This is a genomic window from Actinokineospora sp. NPDC004072, from assembly GCF_053604195.1.
On the sequence record NZ_JBSGHB010000001.1, the window covers coordinates 520,050 to 542,689 of the forward strand.

General features: G+C 74.8%; 15 protein-coding genes. 12 read left to right on the forward strand and 3 right to left on the reverse strand.

The window, feature by feature from the left end:
* Positions 1-10: 10 nt before the first annotated feature.
* Complete coding sequence (locus tag ACWEPX_RS02210; protein WP_451895231.1) at positions 11-1,552, reverse strand: S8 family serine peptidase; 1,542 nt, start codon at positions 1,550-1,552, stop codon at positions 11-13.
* Between the two features lie 198 nt (positions 1,553-1,750).
* On the opposite strand from ACWEPX_RS02210, the gene ACWEPX_RS02215 reads away from it, so the two are divergent.
* Positions 1,751-5,158, forward strand: coding sequence for an AAA family ATPase (locus ACWEPX_RS02215; RefSeq protein WP_451895232.1), 3,408 nt, complete (start codon positions 1,751-1,753; stop codon positions 5,156-5,158).
* 10 nt (positions 5,159-5,168) lie between these two features.
* Here ACWEPX_RS02215 and ACWEPX_RS02220 read toward each other — a convergent pair whose 3' ends face one another.
* The gene (locus ACWEPX_RS02220; RefSeq protein WP_451895233.1) at positions 5,169-8,063 is read right to left on the reverse strand and encodes an AfsR/SARP family transcriptional regulator; all 2,895 of its coding nucleotides are present in this window, start codon (positions 8,061-8,063) and stop codon (positions 5,169-5,171) included.
* Between the two features lie 189 nt (positions 8,064-8,252).
* Here ACWEPX_RS02220 and ACWEPX_RS02225 point away from each other — a divergent pair, with 189 nt between their 5' ends.
* The 10 genes from ACWEPX_RS02225 (at position 8,253) to ACWEPX_RS02270 (ending at position 20,346) form a co-directional block, all read left to right on the forward strand.
* The gene (locus tag ACWEPX_RS02225; RefSeq protein WP_451895234.1) at positions 8,253-9,293 is read left to right on the forward strand and encodes a streptomycin biosynthesis protein; all 1,041 of its coding nucleotides are present in this window, start codon (positions 8,253-8,255) and stop codon (positions 9,291-9,293) included.
* 76 nt (positions 9,294-9,369) lie between these two features.
* Positions 9,370-10,401: an NAD-dependent epimerase/dehydratase family protein gene (locus ACWEPX_RS02230; RefSeq protein ID WP_451895235.1), complete on the forward strand. Its 1,032-nt coding sequence runs from the start codon at positions 9,370-9,372 to the stop codon at positions 10,399-10,401.
* 115 nt (positions 10,402-10,516) lie between these two features.
* Complete coding sequence (locus tag ACWEPX_RS02235; RefSeq protein WP_451895236.1) at positions 10,517-11,614, forward strand: class I SAM-dependent methyltransferase; 1,098 nt, start codon at positions 10,517-10,519, stop codon at positions 11,612-11,614.
* 30 nt (positions 11,615-11,644) lie between these two features.
* Positions 11,645-13,345, forward strand: a complete 1,701-nt coding sequence (locus ACWEPX_RS02240) for a prenyltransferase/squalene oxidase repeat-containing protein (RefSeq protein WP_451895237.1) — start codon at positions 11,645-11,647, stop codon at positions 13,343-13,345.
* Positions 13,312-14,676 carry a cytochrome P450 gene (locus ACWEPX_RS02245; RefSeq protein ID WP_451895238.1) on the forward strand — a complete coding sequence of 455 codons (1,365 nt, stop codon included), beginning with the start codon at positions 13,312-13,314 and terminating at the stop codon, positions 14,674-14,676. Before ACWEPX_RS02240 ends, ACWEPX_RS02245 begins: the two co-directional genes overlap by 34 nt.
* Positions 14,673-15,860: a cytochrome P450 gene (locus tag ACWEPX_RS02250; protein ID WP_451895239.1), complete on the forward strand. Its 1,188-nt coding sequence runs from the start codon at positions 14,673-14,675 to the stop codon at positions 15,858-15,860. Before ACWEPX_RS02245 ends, ACWEPX_RS02250 begins: the two co-directional genes overlap by 4 nt.
* Complete coding sequence (locus tag ACWEPX_RS02255; protein WP_451895240.1) at positions 15,857-17,104, forward strand: cytochrome P450; 1,248 nt, start codon at positions 15,857-15,859, stop codon at positions 17,102-17,104. The genes ACWEPX_RS02250 and ACWEPX_RS02255 overlap by 4 nt, the downstream gene beginning before the upstream one ends.
* Positions 17,104-18,267 (forward strand): macrolide family glycosyltransferase, encoded by a 1,164-nt coding sequence (locus ACWEPX_RS02260; protein WP_451895241.1) that lies wholly within the window; start codon positions 17,104-17,106, stop codon positions 18,265-18,267. The genes ACWEPX_RS02255 and ACWEPX_RS02260 overlap by 1 nt, the downstream gene beginning before the upstream one ends.
* Positions 18,268-18,293: 26 nt before the next feature.
* Positions 18,294-19,517 (forward strand): cytochrome P450, encoded by a 1,224-nt coding sequence (locus ACWEPX_RS02265; RefSeq protein WP_451895242.1) that lies wholly within the window; start codon positions 18,294-18,296, stop codon positions 19,515-19,517.
* Between the two features lies 1 nt (position 19,518).
* Positions 19,519-20,346 carry a phytanoyl-CoA dioxygenase family protein gene (locus ACWEPX_RS02270; protein ID WP_451895243.1) on the forward strand — a complete coding sequence of 276 codons (828 nt, stop codon included), beginning with the start codon at positions 19,519-19,521 and terminating at the stop codon, positions 20,344-20,346.
* A gap of 21 nt (positions 20,347-20,367) precedes the next feature.
* On the opposite strand, the gene ACWEPX_RS02275 is transcribed toward ACWEPX_RS02270, so the two are convergent.
* Positions 20,368-21,339 (reverse strand): UbiA family prenyltransferase, encoded by a 972-nt coding sequence (locus tag ACWEPX_RS02275; RefSeq protein ID WP_451895244.1) that lies wholly within the window; start codon positions 21,337-21,339, stop codon positions 20,368-20,370.
* A 59-nt stretch (positions 21,340-21,398) separates the two neighbouring features.
* Here ACWEPX_RS02275 and ACWEPX_RS02280 point away from each other — a divergent pair, with 59 nt between their 5' ends.
* A complete protein-coding gene (locus ACWEPX_RS02280) occupies positions 21,399-22,568 on the forward strand; it encodes an FAD-dependent oxidoreductase (protein ID WP_451895245.1) in 1,170 nt (389 codons plus the stop codon).
* Positions 22,569-22,640 lie beyond the last annotated feature (72 nt).

Genomic DNA, 22,640 nt, shown 5'->3' on the forward strand with positions numbered 1-22,640 from the left:
TCCATTCAGGTCAGAACGTGATCGACCAGCCGGTGAGCACGCCGACGTCGAACCGGTAGATGTCGCGCACCGAGAGCCGCCACGTGCCGTTCGCGTCCTCGCGCGATGCGTCCACGGTGAAGACCCGGTGCACGCCGCCGGACTCGCCGACGCCGCCTGCGCGCTGCAGCGGGTAGGACGTCCCGCTGGGCCCCACCAGGTCGATGGCCAGGTCGCCGGTGTAGCCGTGGTCGATGTCGACGCGCACCGGAAGCGCGGCCGACGCCTTGCCGTCGCAGGTCTCCTGGGTCACCGACGAGCCGACGGCGGAACCGGCGTCCGGGATGGCCACGTCCTGGTCGTTGGCCCTGGTCCCGCACTTCGGCGGGGTGCCGCCCCCGATGTCGCCGACGTAGAGCAGCTTGTTCGGCGAGCCGGTTCCGGGGTTGCTGACCAGGTCGGGGCTGGCCGAGGCCACGAGCGCGTCGCCGACCTGCTGCGGGGTCGCGTCCGGGTGGGCCGACAGGTAGAGCGCGGCCGCGCCCGCGACGTGCGGGGAGGCCATCGACGTGCCGCTTCCGGTGCGGAACGCTCCGGTGTGGTCGCTGGAGTAGATGTTGCCGCCCGGGGCGAACAGGTCGATGCAGCGCCCGTAGTTGCCGCCGCGGGTGCGGTCCTTGTTGAACCAGCCGACGGTCAGCGCCTCGGGGACGCGGGCCGGGCTGACCCCGCAGGCGTCCTCGCCGTTGTTGCCCGCCGACACCGCCACGACGATCCCCCTGGCGGCCAGCGCCTTGATCTGCTCGTCGCCCACGCCGAGGGTGTCCATGCCCAGGCTCAGGTTCACCACCGCGGGCCGCACCGCGTTCTTGGCGACCCACTCCATCGCGGCGACGGTGGCCGAGTCCGGGCCGGACCCGTTGCAGTTCAGCGAGCGCACGGCGACGACCTTGGCCTTCTTGGCCACGCCGACGGTCTTGCCCGCGATCGTCCCCGCGACGTGCGAGCCGTGCCAGAAGCAGTCGGCCGCCTCCGCGTCGTTGTCGACGAAGTCGTACCCGTAGCCCGCCCGCCCCTCGAACTCCGGGTGCTGCGGGTTGATCCCGGAGTCGATGACGTAGGCGGTGACGCCTTCGCCGGAGTTCGGGTAGGTGTACAGCTTGTCCAGCGCGGCCGTGCGCTGGTCGATCTGGTCGAGGCCCCACGACGGCGGGTTGGGCTGCTCCCCCGTCGCCGTGGCGGTGCCGTCCTCGTGCACCGACCTGACCGACGGGTCGGCGGCCATGCGCCGCGCCTGCCGCTCGGACAGGCCGCGGACGGCGAAGCCGTTGAGCGTGGCCGAGTAGGTGTCGGTGACCTCGCCGCCGTAGCGCTGGGCGAGGGCGGCGGCCTGGCCCGCGGCCGCGGCGCGGGCGCCGTCGCCGAGCACCACGATGTACTGTCCGGTGTGGTGCCGGTCGGCTTGGGCGACGGGCGCTTCGGCCTGCTGCGCGGCGGCCACGCCCGCGCCCGCCGCCACCGCCGTCGCCGCGATGACCGCGGCGAACAGCCTGGGTGTCCATCGATCTCGCATTGAGTCCTCCATCGCGCGGCCCTCGGGGCAGGGTGTCGGGACAGCGGGCCGCTCGGGATCACCCTTCGGTCTGCGCGATGCGGGAACAAGCGTGGTCGGCACCCGTAGGGGTACGGATCGTGGACCGCGGCGGGTTACGCGGTCCCCGTCCCCGACCTATCCTCTCGGGCATCCCCTGCGCGTGGTTCAGGAGCGGACATGGCTCGAGGTCACGGGAACGTCCGATGCGGTCCGGTGCCCATCGCGGGCCGCGAGGCGGAGCTGGCCGCCCTGCTCGACGCGGTGCGGCGGGGCGAGCCGGTGGTCTTCGTGGAGGGACCGGCCGGGGTGGGCAAGTCGCGGCTGGTCGCCGAGTTCGCCGCCGCGTGCACGGGCGTGCGGGTGGTGGTCGGCGCGTGCCAGCCGCTCGCCGAGCCGTTCCCGTTCGGCGTCCTCCTCGACTGCCTGAGCCAGTGCGACGAGCTGCGCTCGCCCGGCCCGGTGACCGGGGCGCTGCGGGGCCACCTGCCCGAGCTCGCCGACCGGCTGCCGCCTGCGCCGCCCGCCCTCGGCGACCCCGCCGCCGAGCGGCACCGGCTGTTCCGGGCCGTGCGCGCGCTCCTGCGCTGCCTGGGGCCGACCGTCCTCGTCTTGGAAGACCTCCAGTGGGCGGACCAGGAGACCCGCGACGTGCTGCGGTTCGTCCTGGGGAACCCGCCGCCCGGGTTGTCGATCGTGGCGACCTACCGCCGGGAGGACCTGCCCGCGGGGGCGCCGCTCGGGCGGGTGGTGCACGGGCGGCACCTGGCCGTGCGCCCGCTGGACGCGGCGGGGGTGCGCGCGGTGATCGATGCCGTGGTGGGGGCCGAGGCGGCCTCGGAGCGGTTCGCCGAGGTCGTCCTGCACGAGTCGGGCGGGCTGCCGTTCGTGGTCGAGGAGATCATCCGCGCCCTCCCCGACCCGCTGCGTGACGTCCGGGCCGACGGCGACCGCGCCCGGGAGCTGGTCGACGGCATCGAGGCACCCGTACTGGTCGCCGACGCGGTGCGGGAGCGCCTGCGGGCACTACCCGCAGGCGCCCGGGCACTCGCCGAGGCCGCCGCCGTCCTGGGCGTCCCGGAGTCCGCCGACATCCTCGCCGCGGTCGCGGGCACGAGGGAGCACCCGGGTGGTGCGCTCGCGGAAGAGGAAGCGAACCGCGACGGTCTGCGGCCCACCACCGCTCGGCCAGCGGCCGCCGACACCATGCTCGGTGTCCCGGAGTCGGCCGACTTCATCGCCGCGGCAGCGGGCATGCCAGAACACCCGAGCGGCGCACACGCGGAGGAGGAGCCCAACCGCCACACACGGCGGCCCACCACCCGGCCAGGGGCCGCCGACACCGCCGCCATGCTCGCCGCCCCGGAATCGGGCGACGTCCTCGCCGCCGCGGCGGGCACGGCGGAGAACCCGATCGGTGCGCTCGCGCAGGAGCCCGACCGCTATGGCCTGCGGCCCGCCACCGCGCGGCGGGCGACCGACGTCCTCGCCGCGGCGGCGAGCGCGGCGGAGAACCCGAGCGGCGCGCTTGCGGAGGAGGAGCCCAACCGCTACGGGCCGCAACCCACCACCGCCCGGCAGGCGGTCGCCGAGGTCGCCACCGTGCGGGGCGGGCCAGAGTCGGGCGACGTCCTCGCCACGGTGGAGCATCCGGTCGGCGCGCTTGCAGAGGAGGAGCCCAACCGCTACGGGGCGCAGCCCACCATTGCCCAGCGGGCGGTCGCCGAGGTCGCCACCGTGCGGGGCGTGCCGGGGTCGGCCGATGTCCTCGCTGCGGTGGAGCATGCGGTCGGTGTGCTTGTGGAGGAGGAGCCGAATCGCTACGGGCTGTGGCCCGCTATCGCGCGGCGGGTGGTGGTTGCGGGGTTGCCTGGGCCGCGGCGGCGGGAGTTGCACGAACGCGCGGTTGCGGTGCTGGCGGTCCAGGAGCCCGCGCCGGTCGGGCGGTTGGCTGCGCACGCCAAGGCGGCCGGGATGGTGCGGGACTGGCTGCGGTACGCCGAGTTGGCCGCCGAGGCGGCCGCGGACGCGGCGACCGCCGTTGACCTGCTGTCGCAGGTGCTGGCCGATCCGGCGACCAGCGTCGCGGACACCAATCGGCTGGCCGTGGCGCTGTGCGGACACGCGCTGAGCGGGCTGCCTGGCGGGGCGGTCACCGCGCGGGTCGAGGGGCTGCTGGCGGACCCTCGGCTGACCCCGGACGTGCGCGGCGAGGTGCACCTGTGGTTCGGGCTGCTGCTGCAGCGCGAGACCGGGGAGATCGGGCGCGGCGCTGCGGAGATCGCGCAGGCCGTCGACCTGCTCGCCGACCAGCCCGAGCGGACCGTGCGGGGGCTGGCCGCGGTGGCGGGGCCGTATCTGGGCGGCGCGTCGATCGCCGAGAACCGGGCCTCGCTCGGGCGGGTTGAGGGGATCGCCGAGCGGCTGCCCACCCCGGCCCTGCGCATGGCGCTGCTGGCCACGACGCTGGGCGGGCGGCTCATCGTCGGCGACCCGAGCACCTGGGAGCGGGTGGCCGACCTGCCGTCCCCGGCGCAGGTGCGCGACCCCGACGAGATCCACCACCTGGCGCGGGCGCACTGCAACCTGGCGGACGCCTGCTCGTGGATCGGGCACTACCGGCGCGCGCGGGAGTTCCTGCGCGACGGAATCAGCCTGGCCGAGCGGGTGGCCGCCGACTACGTCGTCGGCACCGCGGAGGCCACCGCGGTGCGGCTGGACTGGCTCTGCGGGCGGTGGGCGGGGCTGGAGCAGCGGATCGACCGCCTGGTCGCCGCGTACGCGAACCTGCTGCTGACCACCGACCTGAACCTCACCCGGGGCTGGCTGGCCGCGGCGCGCGGGGAGTGGGGCCGGGCCGAGGAGGCGTTCCAGGCCGCGGGCGCGGGCGAGGTCTTCCCGGTGGGCATCGGCGCGGCAGGCGGGATGGCGGGGATGCTGCTCAGCCGGGGCAAGGCCGAGGCGGCCGAGGAGCACGTCGAGCGCGGTGTCGCCGTGCTGCGGCGCAAGGGCGCGTGGGTGTGGTCGGGCGATATCCTGCCCCAGGCGGTCGACTGCTACCTGGCCGTCGACCGCCCGGACGCGGCGCGGCAGCTCGTCGCGGAGGCGGCGGCCGGGCTGGGCGGCGTGGACGCCCCGCTGGCCCGGGCGGCGCTGACCGGCTGCCGCGCCCGGCTGGCCGCCGCCGAGGACCACCCCGACGCCGACCGGCTCTACCGGGACGCGATCGGCCAGCACCGCGACCTGGGCCTGGCCTACCGCGCCACCCAGCTCGCCGAGCAGGCGAACGCCGACGCCCTCGACACCCTGGCCCGCCGGTACGACGCCCTGGGCGCGACCGTCGACGCCGCCCGCTGCCGCCACCGGCTGCGCAGCACCGGCGCCACCACCCCCTCCCCCCGCGGCCGCCGCGGCTACGGCAGCGAGCTGTCCCCGCGCGAGCGCGACGTGGCCCGCCTCCTGGCCGCCGGGCACACCAACCGGGAGATCGCCCAGGCCCTCTTCCTCTCCCGCCGCACGGTGGAGGAGTACGTGGTCAAGGTCCGCCGCAAGCTCAACGCCCCCTCCCGCCGCGACATCCGCATCTGACCGCTCCGGGTCAGCGGCTCGGGGTGGTGCGCGTGGGTTTGCCCGGCGGGCGGTCGTCGAGGTCGGAGAGGAGCTCCTGGGCGGTGGTGAGGTGGGCGAGGGCCTGCTCGCGCTCACCGGTGGCGAGCTGGAGCTTGCCCAGCTCGGTGAGGGCGCGGGACGGGCCGTCGAGGTCGCCGCCCGCAGCGCACAGGGCCAGGGCGCGGGTGGTGGCGGCGGTGGCTTCCTCGTAGCGCTCGCGCAGGAGGTAGGACTGGCCGAGGTTGATCAGGAAGCGGGCGGCGTTGCGGGGGTTGCCGGACTGCTCGCTGTGCTCGCACGCCTGGCGGTAGCAGTCGATGGCCTCGTCGATCATGTCCAGCTCGCGGTACATGCTGCCGAGCCGGTCGAGGTTGGCGCAGAGGGCGGTGGTGTCCTTGGTGCGGCTGTAGACGGCCACCGCGTGCCGGTAGGACTCGATCGCCTGGTCGAAGCGGCGCAGCCGCCTGCTCACCTCGGCCAGGCCCATCGCGGCGAAGCCCTCCAGGTAGCGGGTCCGGGTGCGCTTGCACAGCTTCACCGTCGCCGCGTAGTAGTTGAGAGCGCTTTCGTACTGCTGCTGCTGCGCCCAGCCGAACGCCAGGCCCAGCAGCAGCTCGCACTCGGCCTCCTGGTCGTGCAGCATCCGGGCCGGGCCGAGCGCCGCGTCGTAGGTCGCGGTGCCCGCCGCCCACCGCTCGCGCGCGTCGATGTAGCCCTCCAGCCGCAGCGCGATCTGGCAGGCGTGGGTGAGCAGGCCGTACCGCCCGGCCGCCTCGACCACCGCGGGCAGGTCGGCGCGCACCGAGTCGCACCAGTCCAGCGCCGATTCGGCGTCGGCGAAGCGCAGCGGGACCACGACCGGGTCCGGCGCGGCCAGCTCCGCGTGCCTGCGCACCGGGTGGACCGCCGCGTCGCAGGCGTCGACGGTGTGCAGGTAGAAGTCGAGCAGGCGGCGTCGGGCGTCGTGGACCTCTTGGCGGTCGACCCCCTGCGCCCGGTCGAGCAGGAAGGCGCGCACCAGGCCGTGCAGCTCGTACCGGTCGGGCGCGGTCTGCCGCAGCAGGTGCGCGTCGACCAGGTCCCCCAGCACCCGGTCGGCGGCGGGCACGTCCAGCCCGGCGAGCGCCGCGGCCGCGTTCAGATCGATGGCCGCGCCCGGGTGCAGCCCCAGCAGGGTGAGCGCCCGCCGCCGGTCGGGCTCCAGCTCGGCCACCGACCGGCCGATCGCCGCCGCGACGCCGTGCTCCCCCGCGCACAGCTCGGCCAGCCGCCGCCCCGGGTCGGCGAGCCGGTCGCGCAGGTCCCGCAGCGTCCAAAAAGGCCGGTCGCGCAGCCGGACGGCGGCCAGCCGGATGGCCAGGGGCAGCCTGCCGCACAGCTCGACGACCTCCGCCACAAGGTCGGGCGGCTCGGCCCCGATCCGCTGCGGGGTTGCGATCCTGGTGAACAGCGCGGCCGCGTCGGCCGGGGGCAGCACGTCGAGCGAGAGCGATCCCGCCTGGTGCGCCAGCCCGGTCAGCCGCCTGCGGCTGGTGATCAGCGTCCGGCTCGCGCCCGAGCCGGGCAGCAGCGGGCTGACCTGCGCCTCGCTGCTGGCGTTGTCCAGCACGACGAACACCCGGCGGTGGGCAAGCAGCGAGCGGTAGTGCCCGGCCCGCGCCTCGGTGCCCGCCGCGATCCGGTTGGCGGGCACGCCCAGCGCCCGCAGCATCAGCCCCAGCGCCTCGTTCGGGTCCAGCGGGTCGATGCCGTCGGTGTGCCCGTGCAGGTCGAGGAAGAGCTGCCCGTCGGGGTAGCGGGCGGCGAGCCGGTGCGCGGCGTGCACGGCCAGCGTCGTCTTGCCGCTGCCCGGCATCCCGTCGATGGTGGTGATCGTCTGCCCGTTGTCCCCCGGGGGCGCCAGCAGCTCGGCCAGCTCCGCCTCCCGGCCGGTGAAGGTGGGCACGTCGACGGGCAGCTGCGCGGGCCGCGCCCCCGGCTCGACCCGGCCTGCCGACCGCGGCCGGTGCTGCCACTGGCGGCTGTGCGCGCGGGCGGCACGCTGCGGAGGTACGTCCGGCTTGTCCGAGTCCACTTCGTACACCCCCGGGGTCTCGGGGCGTGGCGCGAGCACGATGGGGGCCGCGCGCACCGGCACCTCGTCGGAGAGCAACCGCTGGTGCAGCCCGCGCAGCTCCTGCCCCGGCTCCACCCCCAGTTCCTCCACCAGGCGGTTGCGCGTGCTGCGGAACACCGTCAGCGCCTCGGTGCGCTGCCCGCAGCGGTGCAGCGCGATCATCAGCAGGCCCGCCATCCGCTCCCACAGCGGGTACTGCAGCAGCAGGGCACGCAGCTCGGGCAACACCTCCGCGTGCTGCCCGAGCGTCAGCCGGGTGTGCAGGTACTGCTCGTACACGCGCTCGCGCTGCGATTCCAGCCGGGCGGCCTCGGCCTCCAGCGAGTGGCCCGTGGCCACGTCCTCCAGCGCCCGGCCCCGCCATGTGCGCAGCGCGCGCTCGTAGAAGTCGCACGCCAGCACCGGGTCCTCGGCCTGCTCCCCCTTCGCGGCCAGCTCGGTGAACCGGTCGACGTCGAGCTCCCCCGGGTGCGCCGTGACCAGGTGCCCGCCGCGGCGGGTCTGCAACCGGGACTCCGCCTCGTCCGGAACCCGCAGGATGCGGCGCAGCCTGGTCAGGTACGTGCGCAGGTTCGACTCGGCCGAGGTGGGCAGGTCCGACCACACCAGGTCGAGCAGCTGGCGCGTCCGGACCACCTCGTTGGCGTGCAACAGGAGGGCGACCAGCACCGCCCGCTGGCGGGGGCCGCCCAGCGGTCGCGGCTGCCCGGACATGCGCACCCCCACCGGCCCGAGCAGCGTGAACTCCACGGCATGTGCCCGCTGCATTCCACGATCTCCTTCCCCGCTCCCCCACGTACCGTCACCGACTGTACGCGCGGCGTGTGCGCGTTTGTGTGCGCAGTTCGGGGAAACTGGCCTGCGGCACCGGCGATCGAGCTGGCGGCGGACCGGGGTTTCCCGCCTGCCGATGGGGGAATCGAATCCTGCCCGTCGCACGTCGAAGGGATGGCTTGCATGGATCGTCACGGCTGCGGGGAGGTCGGGGACACCGCCGAGGCGCCGTCGCTCTGGCAGCGCTACCGCTGCGGCGGCCCGCCGCCGGAGCTGGTCCCGGTCGGCCTGCTGCGCCTGGGCGACACCCCGCGCACCGGCGGGGTGAGCGAGGAGCACGTCCAGGCGCTGGCCAAGACCGGCGCGCGGCTGCCGCCCATCATCGTGCACCGGCCGACCATGCGGGTGATCGACGGGGTGCACCGGCTGCGCGCCGCCGAACTCGGCGAGCAGCGGCGCATCGAGGCCCGGTTCTTCGACGGCGACGAGGACGACGCCTTCGTGCTCGCGGTCGAGGCGAACGTGGTCAACGGCCTGCCGCTGACGCTGGCCGACCGCAAGGCCGCGGCCGCGCGGATCGTCGCCACCCACCCGAGCCGGTCGGACCGGTGGATCGCGCTGGTGAGCGGGCTCGCGGCGACGACCGTCAGCGCGATCCGCCGGTGTTCGACCGTATCGGGCAGACAGTCGAACACCCGGGTCGGCCGCGACGGCAGGCTGCGCCCGCTGGACAGCTCCGAGCGCAGGCGGCTGGCGGGCGAGCTGATCAGCGCCGACCCGAGCCGGTCGCTGCGCGACATCGCCAGGGCGGTCGGCATCGCGCCGTCGACGGTGCTGGACGTGCGCAACCGGCTCAGCTCCGGGGAGGACCCGGTCCCGGTGCGCCGCGACGGCGCGGCGAAGGCCGCCCCGGCCGACGGGACCGCCCGGCAGCCGCGGCGCGCCAGCGCGCCCGTGCGGTCCGAAGTAGACCCGGCCGCGATCATGCTCGCCCTGCGCAAGGACCCGTCGCTGCGGTTCAGCGAGGCGGGCCGCGCGCTGCTGCGCTGGCTGGACGCGCACTCGGTCGCCTGCCACGCCGCGCCCCCGCCGGAGGACATCCCGGCGCACTGCCTCAGCACGGTCGCCGCGCTGGCCTGGCACAACGGCCGGTTCTGGATGGCGCTGAGCAAGCACCTCGACGAGCTGGACCAGGGCGACCGGGCCGCCGCGCCCGCGCGCTGACCCCTCGCCCCGCCCGATCACCCCCACGCCCGCGGCAGCCGCCGAGCGCGGGCGACGCCCGATTGGAATCCGCGACATGCAGCGCAGGGATCCCGCCCGCACGGTGCTGATCACCGGCGGCTGCGGCTTCATCGGCACCCACCTGGCCGCGGCGCTGTCCGACCAGGGGTTCCGGGTCGTCGTGGTCGACCGGGCGGCGCGGCCGGGCGCGGGCGTGGAGTCGGTGCGACTGGACATCTCGGACTTCCCCGGCTGCGTCGAGGTCGTCCGGGCGGTGGACCCGCACCTGGTCTTCCACCTGGCCGCGGCCTCGACCATCGAGGCCGCCTTCCACGACCCGCACGGCTCGCTGGTGGCCAACATCGGCGGCACCATCAACATGCTGGAGGCGGCCAGGACCGCGTGCACGAGGTTGCAGCGGTTCGTCTTCTCCTCCACCGACAAGGTGTACGGGGAGCTGGCCGGTGAGGCGTATGTGGAGTCGTCCCCGCTGGACGCCCACGGCGTCTACGACGTCGGGAAGATGTCGGCGGACAACCTGGTCCGGCTCTACGGCGGCGAATTCGGCCTGCCCGTGGCCACGCTGCGGCTGTGCAACGTCTTCGGGCCCGGCGACGCCAACACCGGGTCGCGGATCGTGCCGCGCACGCTGAGCCGGGTGTTCGCCCCGCAGGGGCCGCTGCCGCCGGTCATCTACCAGGGCTCCCTCGGCCACGGCCGGGATTACGCCTACGTGGGCGACGTGGTGCGCGCGCTGACGCTGATCGCCGTCGACCGGAGGGCCGTCGGCGAGGTCTACAACATGGCCCCTGCCGGGCACCGCACCACGCTGGACCTGGTCGAGGAGATGATAGATCAGGCCAGGAAGGCATGCGAACCGCACGACCGGGACCGCGCGGACGCGATCCTGGAGAACGGCTACGAAGTCGTTGCGGGGACTGGGATGCCGCGCGCGCTGGAACGGCAGCACTGCGACGCCGCGAAGATCGGCGCGCTGGGCTACCGCAACGCCGTCTCGCTGTCCGAGGGGCTGCGCCGGACGATCACCTGGTTCATGCGCGACTGCGGCATCGGGGGGTTCGCGCCCGACCGTTGCCAGACCACCTGAGGGTCATCTACGTTCGGAAAACCGGGATCACGGCGGCGATCCGCCCCGAACCACCCCGAGTTCCGCGCACTTCTCGGCCGCACCTCGCGGTACCGGCATCGGAGGAAAGCCCAGAATGCAGCCAATCGCGTCCGCACCGGCCGCCGACGACGCAGGCTTCGAGCGGCGGCGCGCCGAGTACGAGCGCGAGCTGGCGTCCGGTCGGGACCGGTTCTTCCACCCGCTGGCCGAGTCCTGCCCGTGGTGCGGGGCGGGCGCGGTGCGTCCGCGGATCGAGCTGGTGGACACCCGGCAGTGCAAACCGGGCTCGTTCCGCATGTGGGAATGCCGTTCCTGCGGGCATCTCTTCCAGAACCCGCGGCTGACCGAGATCGGGCTCGCCTACTACTACCGGGATTCATATGACGGGATCGGCCGCGACCACTACGCCTCGGTGGCCCGGTTCCGCGCCACCGCGTACCGCACGCTGGTCCGGCTGCTCGGGGACGGGCCGCCGCCCGCGCGGTGGCTCGACGTCGGGGCGCGGCACGGCCACCTGTGCGCCGTGGCGCGGGAGCTGCTGCCCGGCACGCGGTTCTGGGCGCTCGACCCGAGCCCGGTGCTCCGCGACGGGGCGCGGCTGGGTTGGGTGGACGTCGCCTCCCACGCGCCGCTGACCGAGTTCGCCCGGCAGCACGCGGGCGAGTTCGACGTGGTGAGCATGGTCCACTACCTGGAGCGCACACCCTGCCCGGCCGCGGAGGTCGACGCGGCACGCACAGTCCTGCGCGACGGCGGTGTCGCGCTGATCGAGCTGGTCAACCCCGCAAGCCGGTTCGCCGCGCTGCACGGGCGGTTCTGGTACGGCTGGATGGCCCCGCAGAACCTGCACCTGATCCCGCACCGGAACCTGTGCCGGATGCTGGCGGAGCGCGGGTTCGAGGTCGTCCGCCTGCAGCTCGGTGCGGCGAACAAGCCCTTCGACAACGTGGCGGCCGTGCTGACCGCGCTCAACCGCGCGCTGCCCGCGGCGGCGTCGTGGCCGTGGCTGGGCAGGCCGGTGCGCCCGGCGCAGCGCCTCCTCCGGCGGATGGTGCTGGCGGTCGCCAGTCCCGTGGTCGCCCTCGCGTTCGGGCTCGACCTGCTCCTGCACGTGATGACCTCGGGCGGCCGGGGCGGCAACGCCTACCGCGTCGTCGCCGCGGCCCGGCCGAGGAGCACTCCCCCCAGCTAGCACGAGCCGCTCGACAGGGAAGGCGTGGACGTGAACGTGGGACAGCTGCGAGCAGGGGTCGATCGGGCCGCCGAGCGGGCGATCGCCCACCTCTACGACCGGCAGCGGGAGGACGGGTCCTGGGTGGACCGGCTGTCCTCGTCGACGATCGCCACCGCCCTGGGCGCCCTCTCCCTCAACCGCGCCGACCCCGTCGGCTACGCCGAGCGCGTGCGCACCGCGGTCGACTGGCTGCGGCGCCACCAGCGCCCCGACGGCGGCTGGGCGATGGCCGACGCGGAGTGGCCGAGCAGCCCGGGCATGACGGCCTTCGCGGTCGCGGCGCTGCACGAGGTCGACCGGGCCGCATCCGGCGGGGCCATCGCGCGCGGGCGGACCTTCCTCGACGAGAACGACGCGGTCAACGCCATCCCGGGGCTCAACGGGCAGGCGCCGAAGACGTGGCCCGCCGCGCTGCCGACCATCTGGGCGCTGACCGGCCTGCGCGAGTTCGACCAGCAGCCGGACCTGCCGGTGGAGGCCATCCTGGTGCCGCGCCGCTGGCGCAACAAGGTCTCCATCGCGCTGCCCGCCATCCTCGGCCTGGGCGCCATGCAGGCCAGGACGATGAAGCGCTCGCCGCTGCGCCGGGTGCTCGGCCGCATCGCCGAGCCGCTGGCCCTGGACTGGCTGCGGGAGATCTCGGGCACCAACGGCGGCATCGAGGAGTGCCCGATGATCGCCGGGTTCCTCTACCTCGGGCTGCGGCACGCCCGCATCGGCGAAGACCTGCAGCTGGCCTCCCTGCGCTACCTGCTGGAGACCCAGCGCAAGGACGGCTCGTGGGCGATCGACCGGGACCTGGAGATCTCGGTGACCGCCTACTCGATCATGGCGCTGGCCGAGTTCCAGGACGTGGCCGCCGAACCGCTCATGCAGGGCACCCGGGAGTGGCTGCTGCGCAACCAGTGGAACAAGCCGTTCCGCCAGTTCGGGATCCCGCCTGGTGGCTGGAGCTGGGCGAACCCGTCGGGCTGGCCGGAGTCGGAGGACACCGCCGTGGTGCTCGGCGTGCTGGCCGACCTCGGCGTCCCGCGCACCCACCCGGCCGTGCAGCTGGGCGTGCGGTGGCTGCTGAAGATGCAGAACCGGGACGGCTCGTGGTCGGAGTGGGTCCGCGACACCGCGATCATGAACGACCGGCCGTGCCCCGGCGTCACCGCGCACGTGGTCATGGCCCTGCAGCGCTACGGGCTGCCCGACGCCCCCGGCAGCGCGATCGCCCGGGCGCTGGAGTACCTGCGCACCCACCAGGAGGACGACGGCTCGATCGCCTCGGTGTGGTTCCGGGACAACACCCACGGCACCAGCAGGCTGCTGGAGGCGTTCGTCGACAGCGGCAAGGGCGGCGCGCGGGCGGCGGTGGCGGCCAAGGAGTGGCTGCTGGGCAACCAGGCGCTCGACGGCGGCTGGCCGCTCAAGCACGAGCTGCCGCCGCAGGGCAGCACGGCCGAGGAGACGGCGTGGGCGCTGTTCGCGCTGCTCAAGGCCGGTGAGGACCCGTGCGGCCCCGCGGTGCTGCGGGCGGTGGAGTGGCTGGTCGAGCGGCAGGACGGCCACGGCACCTGGCGGCCGAGCAACGTCGGGCTGTACTTCGACGACCTCTGCTACACCGACGACCTGATCGCCCACACCTTCGCCCTGCGCGCCCTGGGCCGGTGGATCAGGACGAGCGCAGGCGGGGCGCGGTGAGCAGCGCGGTCGCCCGCGCGGCGGCGATGCCGCCCGGGCCGCGGCTGCCCGCGCTGGCCCAGACCGCGCTGTGGGCGCTGGCCCCGGTCCGGTTCGGCCGCTCCTGCGCGCGCCGCTACGGGCCGGTCTTCACCGCCCGCATCCTGGGCTTCGGCCAGGTCGTGTACCTGAGCACCCCGGAGGCGATCCGGCGCGTCCTGCGCGACGACGCCGCCGCCTTCGACGCGGCCGCGGCCAACGAGTCGATCCGGTTCGTCGTCGGCGAGCACTCGCTGCTGCTGTCGCGCGGCGCCGAGCACACCGAGCGCCGCAAGGTGCTGATGCGCCCGCTGCACGGGGACAACGTCGCCGCCTACGTCGAGGTCATGCGGACCGTTGTGGAGCAGGAGATCCGGCGGTGGCGACCGGGGTCGACGGTGCGCCTGCTCGACTGCTTCCAGCGGGTCACGCTGGAGGTGATGATCCGGGCGGTGTTCGGCATCACCGACTCCGCGCGGCTGGACCGGCTGCGGGTGCTGGTGCCCCGGCTGCTCGCCGTCAACCCGCTGATCATCCTGGTGCCCGCGCTGCGCAGGCGCTTCGGCGGCATCGGGCCGTGGGCGGCGCTGCAGCGGCTGCTGGCCGAGGTCGACGGGATCATCGCCGCCGAGATCGGCCAGCGCCGCGCCCGCACCGCCGCCGACCCGGCGGGCAGCGACGTGCTCTCCCTGCTGCTGGCGGCCGACGAGGGCATCACCGACCGGGAGCTGCGCGACCACATGGTCACCCTGCTCGCGGTCGGGCAGGAGACCACGGCCACGCAGCTGGCCTGGTTCTTCGAGCGGGTCCTGCGCACCCCGGGCGCGCTGGACCGGGTCGCGGCGGCGGTGCGCGACGGGGACGCGAAGGTGCTCGACGCGGCGATCCACGAGGCGATCAGGGCCCGGCCGACCACGCTGGACATCGGCCGGGTCGGCACGCGGGAGTGGTCGGCCGGGGGCTACACCTTCCCCGCGGGCACGCTGTTCGCCGTCTCGCTCGGCCTGCTGCACCTGTCCGACGACCTGCACCCGCGGCCCGACGACTACGCCATCGGGCGGTTCCACCCGGTCGAGCCGCCGAGCGCGCACTTCCTGCCCTTCGGCGGCGGCAGCCACCGGTGCCTGGGGGCGTCGCTGGCGATGGTCGAGATGCGCACGGTGATCAGCACCATTGTCAGCACCACTCGATTGCGGCCGCGGCGGTCCGCGCCGGAGGGGGTCGCCCCGAAGGGGCCGATGCTCGTGCCCCGCCGCGGAGCCGAGGTGGTCGTGGTGGCCAACCGGCTGGCCGACGGGGGGCGGGCGCGGTGATCCGCAGCTTCCCGTTCCCCTGCGCGCCCCGGCTGGAGATCGAGCCGGAGTACCGGGCGCTGCAGGCCGACGAGCCGGTCAGCCGGGTCCGCTTCCCCTACGGCGAGGTGGCGTGGCTGGTCACCCGCCACGCCGACGTCCGCGCGGTGCTCACCGACGCGCGGTTCTCCCGGGCGGCGTCGCTGGAGCGCGACGTGCCGCGCGTGACGCCGGAGAACTTCAGCGGCGGCATCGTCGCCATGGACCCGCCCGAGCACACCCGGGTCCGCTCGGTGTGCCAGCGGGCGTTCACCCCCCGCACGGTCGCGCGGCTGCGGGAGCGGGCCACCGCCATCGCCACCGAGCTGGCCGAGGAGGCCCTGGCCGCCGAGGCGTTCGACGGGGTGGCGGACTTCGCCCTGCCGTTCACCCTCAAGATGATCTGCGAGCTGCTGGGCGTGCCCTACGCCGACCACGAGCACTTCCGGCACTGGGCCGAGGCGGGGCTGGCCACCACCGCGATCTCGGAGGCGGAGCGCTGGGCGGCCACCGGACGGATGTGGGACTACATCGCCGCCCTGGTCACCGAGCGGCGGGCGCGGCCCCGGGAGGACCTGATCTCGGCCATGCTCGCCGCCCAGGCCGCCACCGGCGCGGTCAGCGACGACGAGCTGGTGATCGTCGCCATGACCATCCTCGTCGCAGGCTACGAGACCACCTCGACCCAGCTGCCGAACTTCCTGCACGTGCTGCTCGACGAGCCCGCGCGGTTCCAGGCGCTGGTGGCCGACCCCGGGCTGATCCCGTCGGCGGTGGAGGAGCTGATGCGGTTCGTGCCCCTGGAGGCCAACGGCACCACGCCCCGCTACGCCGTCGAGGACGTGGTGCTCAGCGGCGTCCGGATCGCGGCGGGCGACCCGGTGGTGCCCGCCTCGGTCATCGCCAACCGCGACCCCCGCGTCTTCGCCGACCCCGACCGCCTGGACTTCACCCGCGACCCCAACCCGCACCTGGGCTTCGGCGTCGGCGCGCACTTCTGCCTCGGCGCGCCGCTGGCCCGGCTGGAGCTCCAGGTGGCGCTCGACGTGCTGGCCGCGACCGCGCCCGGCCTGCGCATCGCCGGGCCCGACGGGGTCGACTGGAAGGCCGGGATGCTCGTGCGCGGCCCGTCCCGCCTGATGCTGACCGAGAGGAGCCGACCATGACATCGCAGCCGGGCGCCGAGGTGACCTCGCGGGAACCGCCCCCCGTGGAGCGGTTCCGGCCCGCCGACCTCGACGAGCAGGACTGGCGCTCGCTGCGCGCGCGCTGCCCGGTGTCGCGGGTCGCCGGGCCGGACGGCACGCACGTGTGGCTGGTGAGCCGCTACGCCGACATCCGCAAGGTGCTCGGCGGCGCGGCGTTCAGCGTGTCCCCGATCGACCTCGACCGCGGCCGCGGCACCGCGGAGGCCAACGAGTCGATCTTCCAGGACCCGCCGGAGCACACCCGGCTGCGCGGCCTGGTCGCCGGACCGTTCGCCGTCGGGCACGTCGGCCGCTACCGCGGCGTCATCCGGGCGAAGGCCGACGCGCTGCTGGCCGAGATGGGCGCCGCGGGCGCGGCGGGCCGGACCGTCGACGTCATGGCCGACTTCGCCAAGCCGCTGACCATGAACGTGATCGCCGAGGTCGTCGGCGTGCCCGAGCCGGACCGGCGGATGTTCCAGGAGCTGTCCGACCGGCTGCTGGTGCCGGTGTCCGAGGCGCAGGGCGTCATCGCGCTGGCGGGCTGGAAGCAGCTCAACGACTACGTGCGCGACCTGATCGCCGAGCGCCGCCGCAGCGGCGGCCGCGACGGGTCGGACCTGCTGGCGCACATGATCCGCATGCAGGAGGACGAGGGGGCGGTCGACGACGTGGAGCTGGCGACGATGGTCCTCGGCCTGCCGGTCGCGGGCTACGTCAGCACGGCCAATGCGATCGCCGTCGCCATGCGCTACCTGGTCGAGTTCGGCTGGCTGGGCAGGCTCCGCGCCGCCGCCGACCCCGCCGACCTGCGCAAGCGGTTCGTGGAGGAGGTGCTGCGCATCCAGTCCGGGGACAACGGCGAGTCGATGCCGCGCTTCGCCGCCGAGGACGTGCGGCTGGGCGAGGTGACGATCCGCAAGGGCGACACGGTCGTGGCCCCGCTCATCGCGGCCAACCGGGACGAGGACCTGTTCGCCGACCCGGACACCTTCGACCCGGCCCGCCCCGGCCTGGTCCGCCACCTGGCGTTCGGCTTCGGCATCCACCGCTGCCTGGGCGCGAACCTGGCCCGGCTGGAACTCCAGGTCGCCGTGGACGCGCTCGCCGAGTGCGGGCTGGACTTCGAGATGGTCGAGGCGTGGAAGGCGGTGCCGTGGAAGGTGAACATGCTCGGCGACCGGTTCCCGGACCGCATGGTCCTGCGAGTGGAGGCGGTGTGATGGGCAAGCACGTGCTGTACGCCTCCATCCCCGCGTGGGGGCACGTCTACCCGGTGCTGCCGGGCCTGGCCGAGCTGGTCCGGCGCGGGCACCGGGTCAGCGCGGCGGCCTCGGGCAGCTTCGCGGCCGAGGTCGGCCGCTGCGTCGACGTCGTGCGCTACGACTCGCCGATGGACAACGCGCACGTGGCCCTGGCCGACATGGGCAACGTGCTCCCGCTGATGCTGGCCGAGACCCGGGCGGCCTACGCGGCGCTGGAGCGGGTCGTGCGCGACGACCGGCCGGACGTGATCGTGGCCGACGTGCTGTCCACCGCGGGCTGGCTGCTCGGGCAGGCCACCGGCATCCCGGTGGTCCGCACGTGGCCGGTGTTCGCGTCGAACTCGGAGTTCTCGCTGCACCAGGACTACGAGTCGCGTTCGGACACCGACGAGTCGATGGCGGCGTTCTTCGGCGCGGTGGCGGCCTTCCTCGACGAGGTGGGGCTGTCCGCGGCGGTCTCGCCGCACCAGTTCTTCGACAACGAGGCCGACCGCAACATCGCGCTGTTCCCCCGGGAGCTCCAGCCGCGCGGGGAGACCTTCGACGAGCGGTTCACCTTCATCACCCCGTGCATCCGCCCGGCCGAGGGCTCGGCGGAGGTCGGCTGGCTGGCCGCGGCGCGGCCGCTGGCCGTGGTCTCGCTCGGCACGGTGTTCAACGAGAAGATCGGCTTCTTCCGCACGTGCATCGAGGGCGTCGAGCGGCTGGGCTGGCACACCGCGGCCGCGCTCGGCGGCAAGGTCGCCCCGGAGCTGGTCGGCCCGATCTCCGAGCGGGTGCTGCTGCGCGCGACGCTGCCCATGATCGACACCCTGCGGCACGCCGCGGTCGCGGTCACCCACGGCGGGCTCACCAGCACGATCGAGGCGCTGGCGCACGGGGTCCCGGTGCTGATCGCCCCGCAGATCGGCGAGCAGCGCGCCGTCGCCGACAGCGTCGAGCGCCTAGGCCTGGGCGTGCGGCTACGGGAGCCCTTCACCGCCGCCGAGCTGGCCGACGTGCTCAAGGAGGTCGTCAACGACGCCGCGATGGCCGAGCGGCTGGCGGCGTTCCAGCGGACGCTGCGCCGCGGCCGCGGCGGGGGCGAGTTCGCCGACGCCGTGACCGCCGCGTTCGCCTGACGACCCGACCGAGACAGGGGGTTCCCGTGCACGGAGAACAGCTCACCGACCAGGTTGTCGACTACCCGTTCGCGCGCGGCTCGATCATCGACCCGGCCGCGGACCTGGCGCGGCTGCGCGCCGCCGCGCCGATCCACCGGGTGCGGCTGGCGGGCGGCGGGCACGCCTGGCTGGTCACCCGCTACGCGGACGTGCGGGTGCTGCTGGGCCACCCGGCGTTCGGCACCCAGTACCCGGGCTCGATCCCAGAAGCCGACGAGGACAACCTCGCGGCCGGGTTCATGTTCCTCAAGGACCCGCCGGACCACACCCGGCTGCGCCGCAGCGTGACCCGCGCGTTCACCGCCCGCCGCGTCGCCGCGCTGCGCGAGCGCGCCCAGGCGGTCACCGACGCGCTGGTGGACGCGATGCTGGCCACGGGGCCGGTGGTGGACCTGCAGGAGGAGTTCGCCTATCCCCTGCCGATCACCATCGTCTCCGAGCTGCTGGGCATCCCCGACGCCGACCGCGACCGGTTCCGGCGCTGGGCCGACGTGGTGCTGCGCTCGGCGGGCGGGGACGTCGGCGCGGCCTTCGCCGACCTCCAGCGGTTCGTGGTCCGGCTGGTGGCCGCCAAGCCGGACGGCGACGACCTGCTCAGCGACCTGGTGCGCCAGTCGGCCGCCGGGGACGGCCTGAGCCGGATCGAGGTCTCCTCGATGGCGATGGGCCTGCTGATGGCCGGGTACGTGACCACGGCGTCGGCCATCTCCCACGGGCTGCTGCGCCTGTTCGGCAACCGGGAGGTGCTCGACGGGGTGCGGGAGGGCAGCGTCGAGGTCGAGCGGGTGGTCGAGGAGCTGCTGCGGCTGCAGGACGAGGAGGTCGGCATCCAGCGGGTCGCGCAGTCCGATGTGGACATCCTGGGGGTGCGGATCGCGCTCGGCGAGACGGTGATCGCCTCCCGGGCCGGGGCCAACCGCGACCCGGCCGCGTTCGCCGACCCGGACGTGATCGCGGTGACCGGCGACCGCGGGCCGCACCTGGCCTTCGGGCACGGCATCCACCACTGCCTGGGCGCGGCGCTGGCCAGGATGGAGCTGGCGGTCGCGCTCGGCACGCTGATCCGCAGGCTGCCCGGCCTCCGGCAGGCGGACCCGCCGCACGAGGTGCGCTGGCGGGCGGAGGGGATGGACGTCAGCATCGAGCGGTTCCCGATCACCTGGGGCGGGGCCGCGCACGACACACGCGAATCGGAAGGTGATGGGTGACATGGGCATGGCGATCCCCCGCTTGACGCGGCCCTACGACCAGGAGGCGATGGACCGGGCGTTCCGCGAGGAGGGCGCGGTCGTGCTGACCGCGGCGTACTCGGCGCAGGAGTGCGACACCTACGTCGAGCAGGTGCAGACCTTCCTGCGGGAGAACCCCGACGAGAAGGAGTACGCGGCCAACTCGCTGCTGGCCCAGTTCCAGGGCGACACCACGGTCACCCTGCACCAGCTCATCGGCGCCATCGACTGCGCGCCGAGCATGGTGCTGCACCGCGACATCGTCGCCGCCGCGCGCAGGCTGCTGGCCCCGCTGTCGCAGACCATCCTGCTGATCATCGCCGAGTACATGGGCCGCTACCCCGGCGCGCCCCGCCAGGAGCTGCACCGCGACACCTTCTCCTGGCAGCACGCGCCGTTCGGGGAGAACCCGATCGCGCTGTCGGTCATGAGCGCGATGAGCGACTTCACCGAGGCCAACGGCGCCACCTGGGTGGTGCCGGGCGCGCACAGCGGCTCGCCGACCGCGCCGCCGCCGGACTGGGACGAGGCGGTGCAGGTCGAGATGACCAAGGGCGACGCGCTGCTGTTCCGGCAGGACCTGTTCCACGCGGGCGGGGCGAACACCACCGACTCCGACGTCCGGCACATCCTGTCCTTCGGCTACCAGGTCGGCTGGCTGCGGCAGGTGGAGAACAGCCTGCTGAGCGTGCCCCCGGAGAAGGTGCGGCAGTTCGACCCGGAGCTGCAGGAGCTGCTGGGCTACTCGAACGAGCTGGTGCTGGGCCTGTACAAGGGCGGGCCGCCGCAGAACGCGCTGAAGGTGTGACCGCGGTGCGAGCCGCGGCCGTCACCGCCGCGGCTCGTACCGCCGCCGCATGGCGTGCCGCGCCGCCAGGGTGAGCGCCAGCGACGGCACGCCGACCGCCAGGGCCAGGCCCGCGTCGCCCGCGGCGGCGATGAGGAAGGTCCCGAGGACGATCCGCTCGGCCACCACGATCTCGTGCGCCCGCAGCCCGACCGGCCGCGCGATGGGCCGGGGGGCGCGGGCGACGCCCGCCAGCGACACCGCGCCGAGCACCGCGGCCAGCAGCAGCGCCGGGTAGTAGATCCGCAGGTCGATGCCCTCGCCGAAGGGGATCGGCCAGACCGCGGCGATGGCGACCCAGCCCGCGTAGAACCCGGCCAGCCCGCGCACGGTGGCCGCGTCGCCGCGCTGCACGGGGTAGGTCAGGTACCCGCCGAGCCGGTCGCCGTCGCGGTCGCACAGCGCGCCGAGCAGGTTCGACCCCGAGTCGTGGACCCAGAACACCAGCGCCAGCGGGACGAGCCCGACCGCGGGCAGCGGCTGCACCGCCATCGACCCGAAGAGCAGCGCGAGCGCGGTCGGCAGGCCCCGGCTGACGTTGCCCCACAGCCCGCGGCCCTTGAGCCAGCGGGCGTAGGCGATGCCGAAGGCGGTCGCGGGCACGGCCAGCAGCGCCGTCAGCGGGTTGACCAGCACCGCGATCAGCCCGGCCACCCCGATCAGGCCGATCATCAGGTTGCGGGCGGTGGTGGCCGCGATCCGCCCGGACGGGACCGGGCGGTGGGGCTTGGTCAGCGCGTCGAGCTCGCGGTCGAAGTAGTCGCCGCCGTAGAGCGAGGCGAGCCAGGCGAGCGTGGGCACGAGCCAGGCGATGAGCAGCAGCCGCGCGGGCGCGTCCGGATCGGTGAGCACCGCGCCGCTGAGCCCGACGGTCCCGGCGTAGAACACCGTGTCGGGGCGGCATGCTTCTAAATGGGCTAGGAATCTGACCCGGATGGTATGGGTTCGCTGCATCAGCTGCTTCCTCGGCCGGGAATGGGAATCGGCACCCATCATCGCGTGAAGGGAATTCCATGACACGCACCGCACACATCGTCGGCGCCGGAATCGCGGGCCTGGCAACCGCCGCGGCACTGGCGGGCCGCGGCTGGACCGTGCACGTCTTCGAGCGCAGCCCGGGGCTGCGGGCCTCCGGCGGCGGAATCGGCATCACGCCCAACGGAATGCGCGCCCTGGCCGCGATCGGCGTGGCCGACGCGGTGCGCGCGCGGTCCGCCGTGCAGACCGACGGCGGGGTTCGCTCCCCGGGCGGGCGGTGGATCGCCCGGGCCGGGCTGGGGTTCGTGGAGCAGCGCTACGGCGAGCCGATCCGCGCCCTGCTGCGCATCGACCTGGTGCGCGCGCTGGCCGACGCGCTGCCGCCCGGGTCGGTCCACCACGGCCACGAGGTGACCCCGGCGGGCAGCGGCGGCCCGACGGCGCCCGCGGCGATCCAGGTCGGCGGGGCGACCCTGGAATCGGACCTGGTCGTGGGCGCCGACGGCATCCGCTCGGCGCTGCGGCGCGCGCTGCACCCCGGCCACCCCGGCCTCGTCGACACCGGCTCGGCGGCGTGGCGGTGCGTGGTTCCCGCCGACGGGCTCGACCTGGTGGCGGCCGAGACCTGGGGCTCGGGGCAGCGCCTGTCGATCCTGCCCCTGGCCGGGGGCAAGGTGCACTTCTCGGCCCTGGCGCGGGTGCCGGGGCCGGGCCGGGCCGCGGGCACGCACGAGCGGCTGACCGGCCTGTTCGGCCGCTGGCACGACCCCATCCCCCAGCTGCTCGACCGGGCGGCGCAGGCGGAGCTGCACTACGACCGGATCGAGGACGCCGCCTGCCCGGTCGACCGGTTCTTCGCCGGGCGCGTCGTCCTGGTCGGCGACGCGGCCCACCCGATGACGCCCAACGTGGGCGCGGCCGGGCTGGCTCTGGAGGACGCCGTGGAGCTGGCGCACGCGACCGCGAGCGCCGGGAGCTGGGACGAGCTGCAGGCGGGCCTGGCCGCCTACGACGCCAGCAGGCGGGCGCGCACCGCCCGGCTGCGCGTGATGTCGCGCTGGATGGGCCGCGTCGCCGGGCTGTCCGCGCCGGTGGCGGTGGCCGCCCGCAACACCGGCGTGTGGCTCGGCGGGCTGCTGCCGGAGGCGGTGTCCCGCCGCTCGATGGACGCGATGGTCGGCTGGTCGGTCCCGCCGCCGCGGTGATCCCGCGTTCGCCCGCGGGCGCGTTGCCATTCGAGGGGCGCGCTGTTTCACTGTCCATTGCCAGAGTGGACG

Coding starts and splice junctions, on each gene's coding strand:
- ACWEPX_RS02210 (WP_451895231.1), bottom strand. CDS start 1,552: ATGCGAGATCGATGGACACCCAGGCTGTTCGCCGCGGTCATCGCGGCG.
- ACWEPX_RS02215 (WP_451895232.1), top strand. CDS start 1,751: ATGGCTCGAGGTCACGGGAACGTCCGATGCGGTCCGGTGCCCATCGCG.
- ACWEPX_RS02220 (WP_451895233.1), bottom strand. CDS start 8,063: ATGCAGCGGGCACATGCCGTGGAGTTCACGCTGCTCGGGCCGGTGGGG.
- ACWEPX_RS02225 (WP_451895234.1), top strand. CDS start 8,253: ATGGATCGTCACGGCTGCGGGGAGGTCGGGGACACCGCCGAGGCGCCG.
- ACWEPX_RS02230 (WP_451895235.1), top strand. CDS start 9,370: ATGCAGCGCAGGGATCCCGCCCGCACGGTGCTGATCACCGGCGGCTGC.
- ACWEPX_RS02235 (WP_451895236.1), top strand. CDS start 10,517: ATGCAGCCAATCGCGTCCGCACCGGCCGCCGACGACGCAGGCTTCGAG.
- ACWEPX_RS02255 (WP_451895240.1), top strand. CDS start 15,857: ATGACATCGCAGCCGGGCGCCGAGGTGACCTCGCGGGAACCGCCCCCC.
- ACWEPX_RS02260 (WP_451895241.1), top strand. CDS start 17,104: ATGGGCAAGCACGTGCTGTACGCCTCCATCCCCGCGTGGGGGCACGTC.
- ACWEPX_RS02270 (WP_451895243.1), top strand. CDS start 19,519: ATGGGCATGGCGATCCCCCGCTTGACGCGGCCCTACGACCAGGAGGCG.
- ACWEPX_RS02275 (WP_451895244.1), bottom strand. CDS start 21,339: ATGCAGCGAACCCATACCATCCGGGTCAGATTCCTAGCCCATTTAGAA.
- ACWEPX_RS02280 (WP_451895245.1), top strand. CDS start 21,399: ATGACACGCACCGCACACATCGTCGGCGCCGGAATCGCGGGCCTGGCA.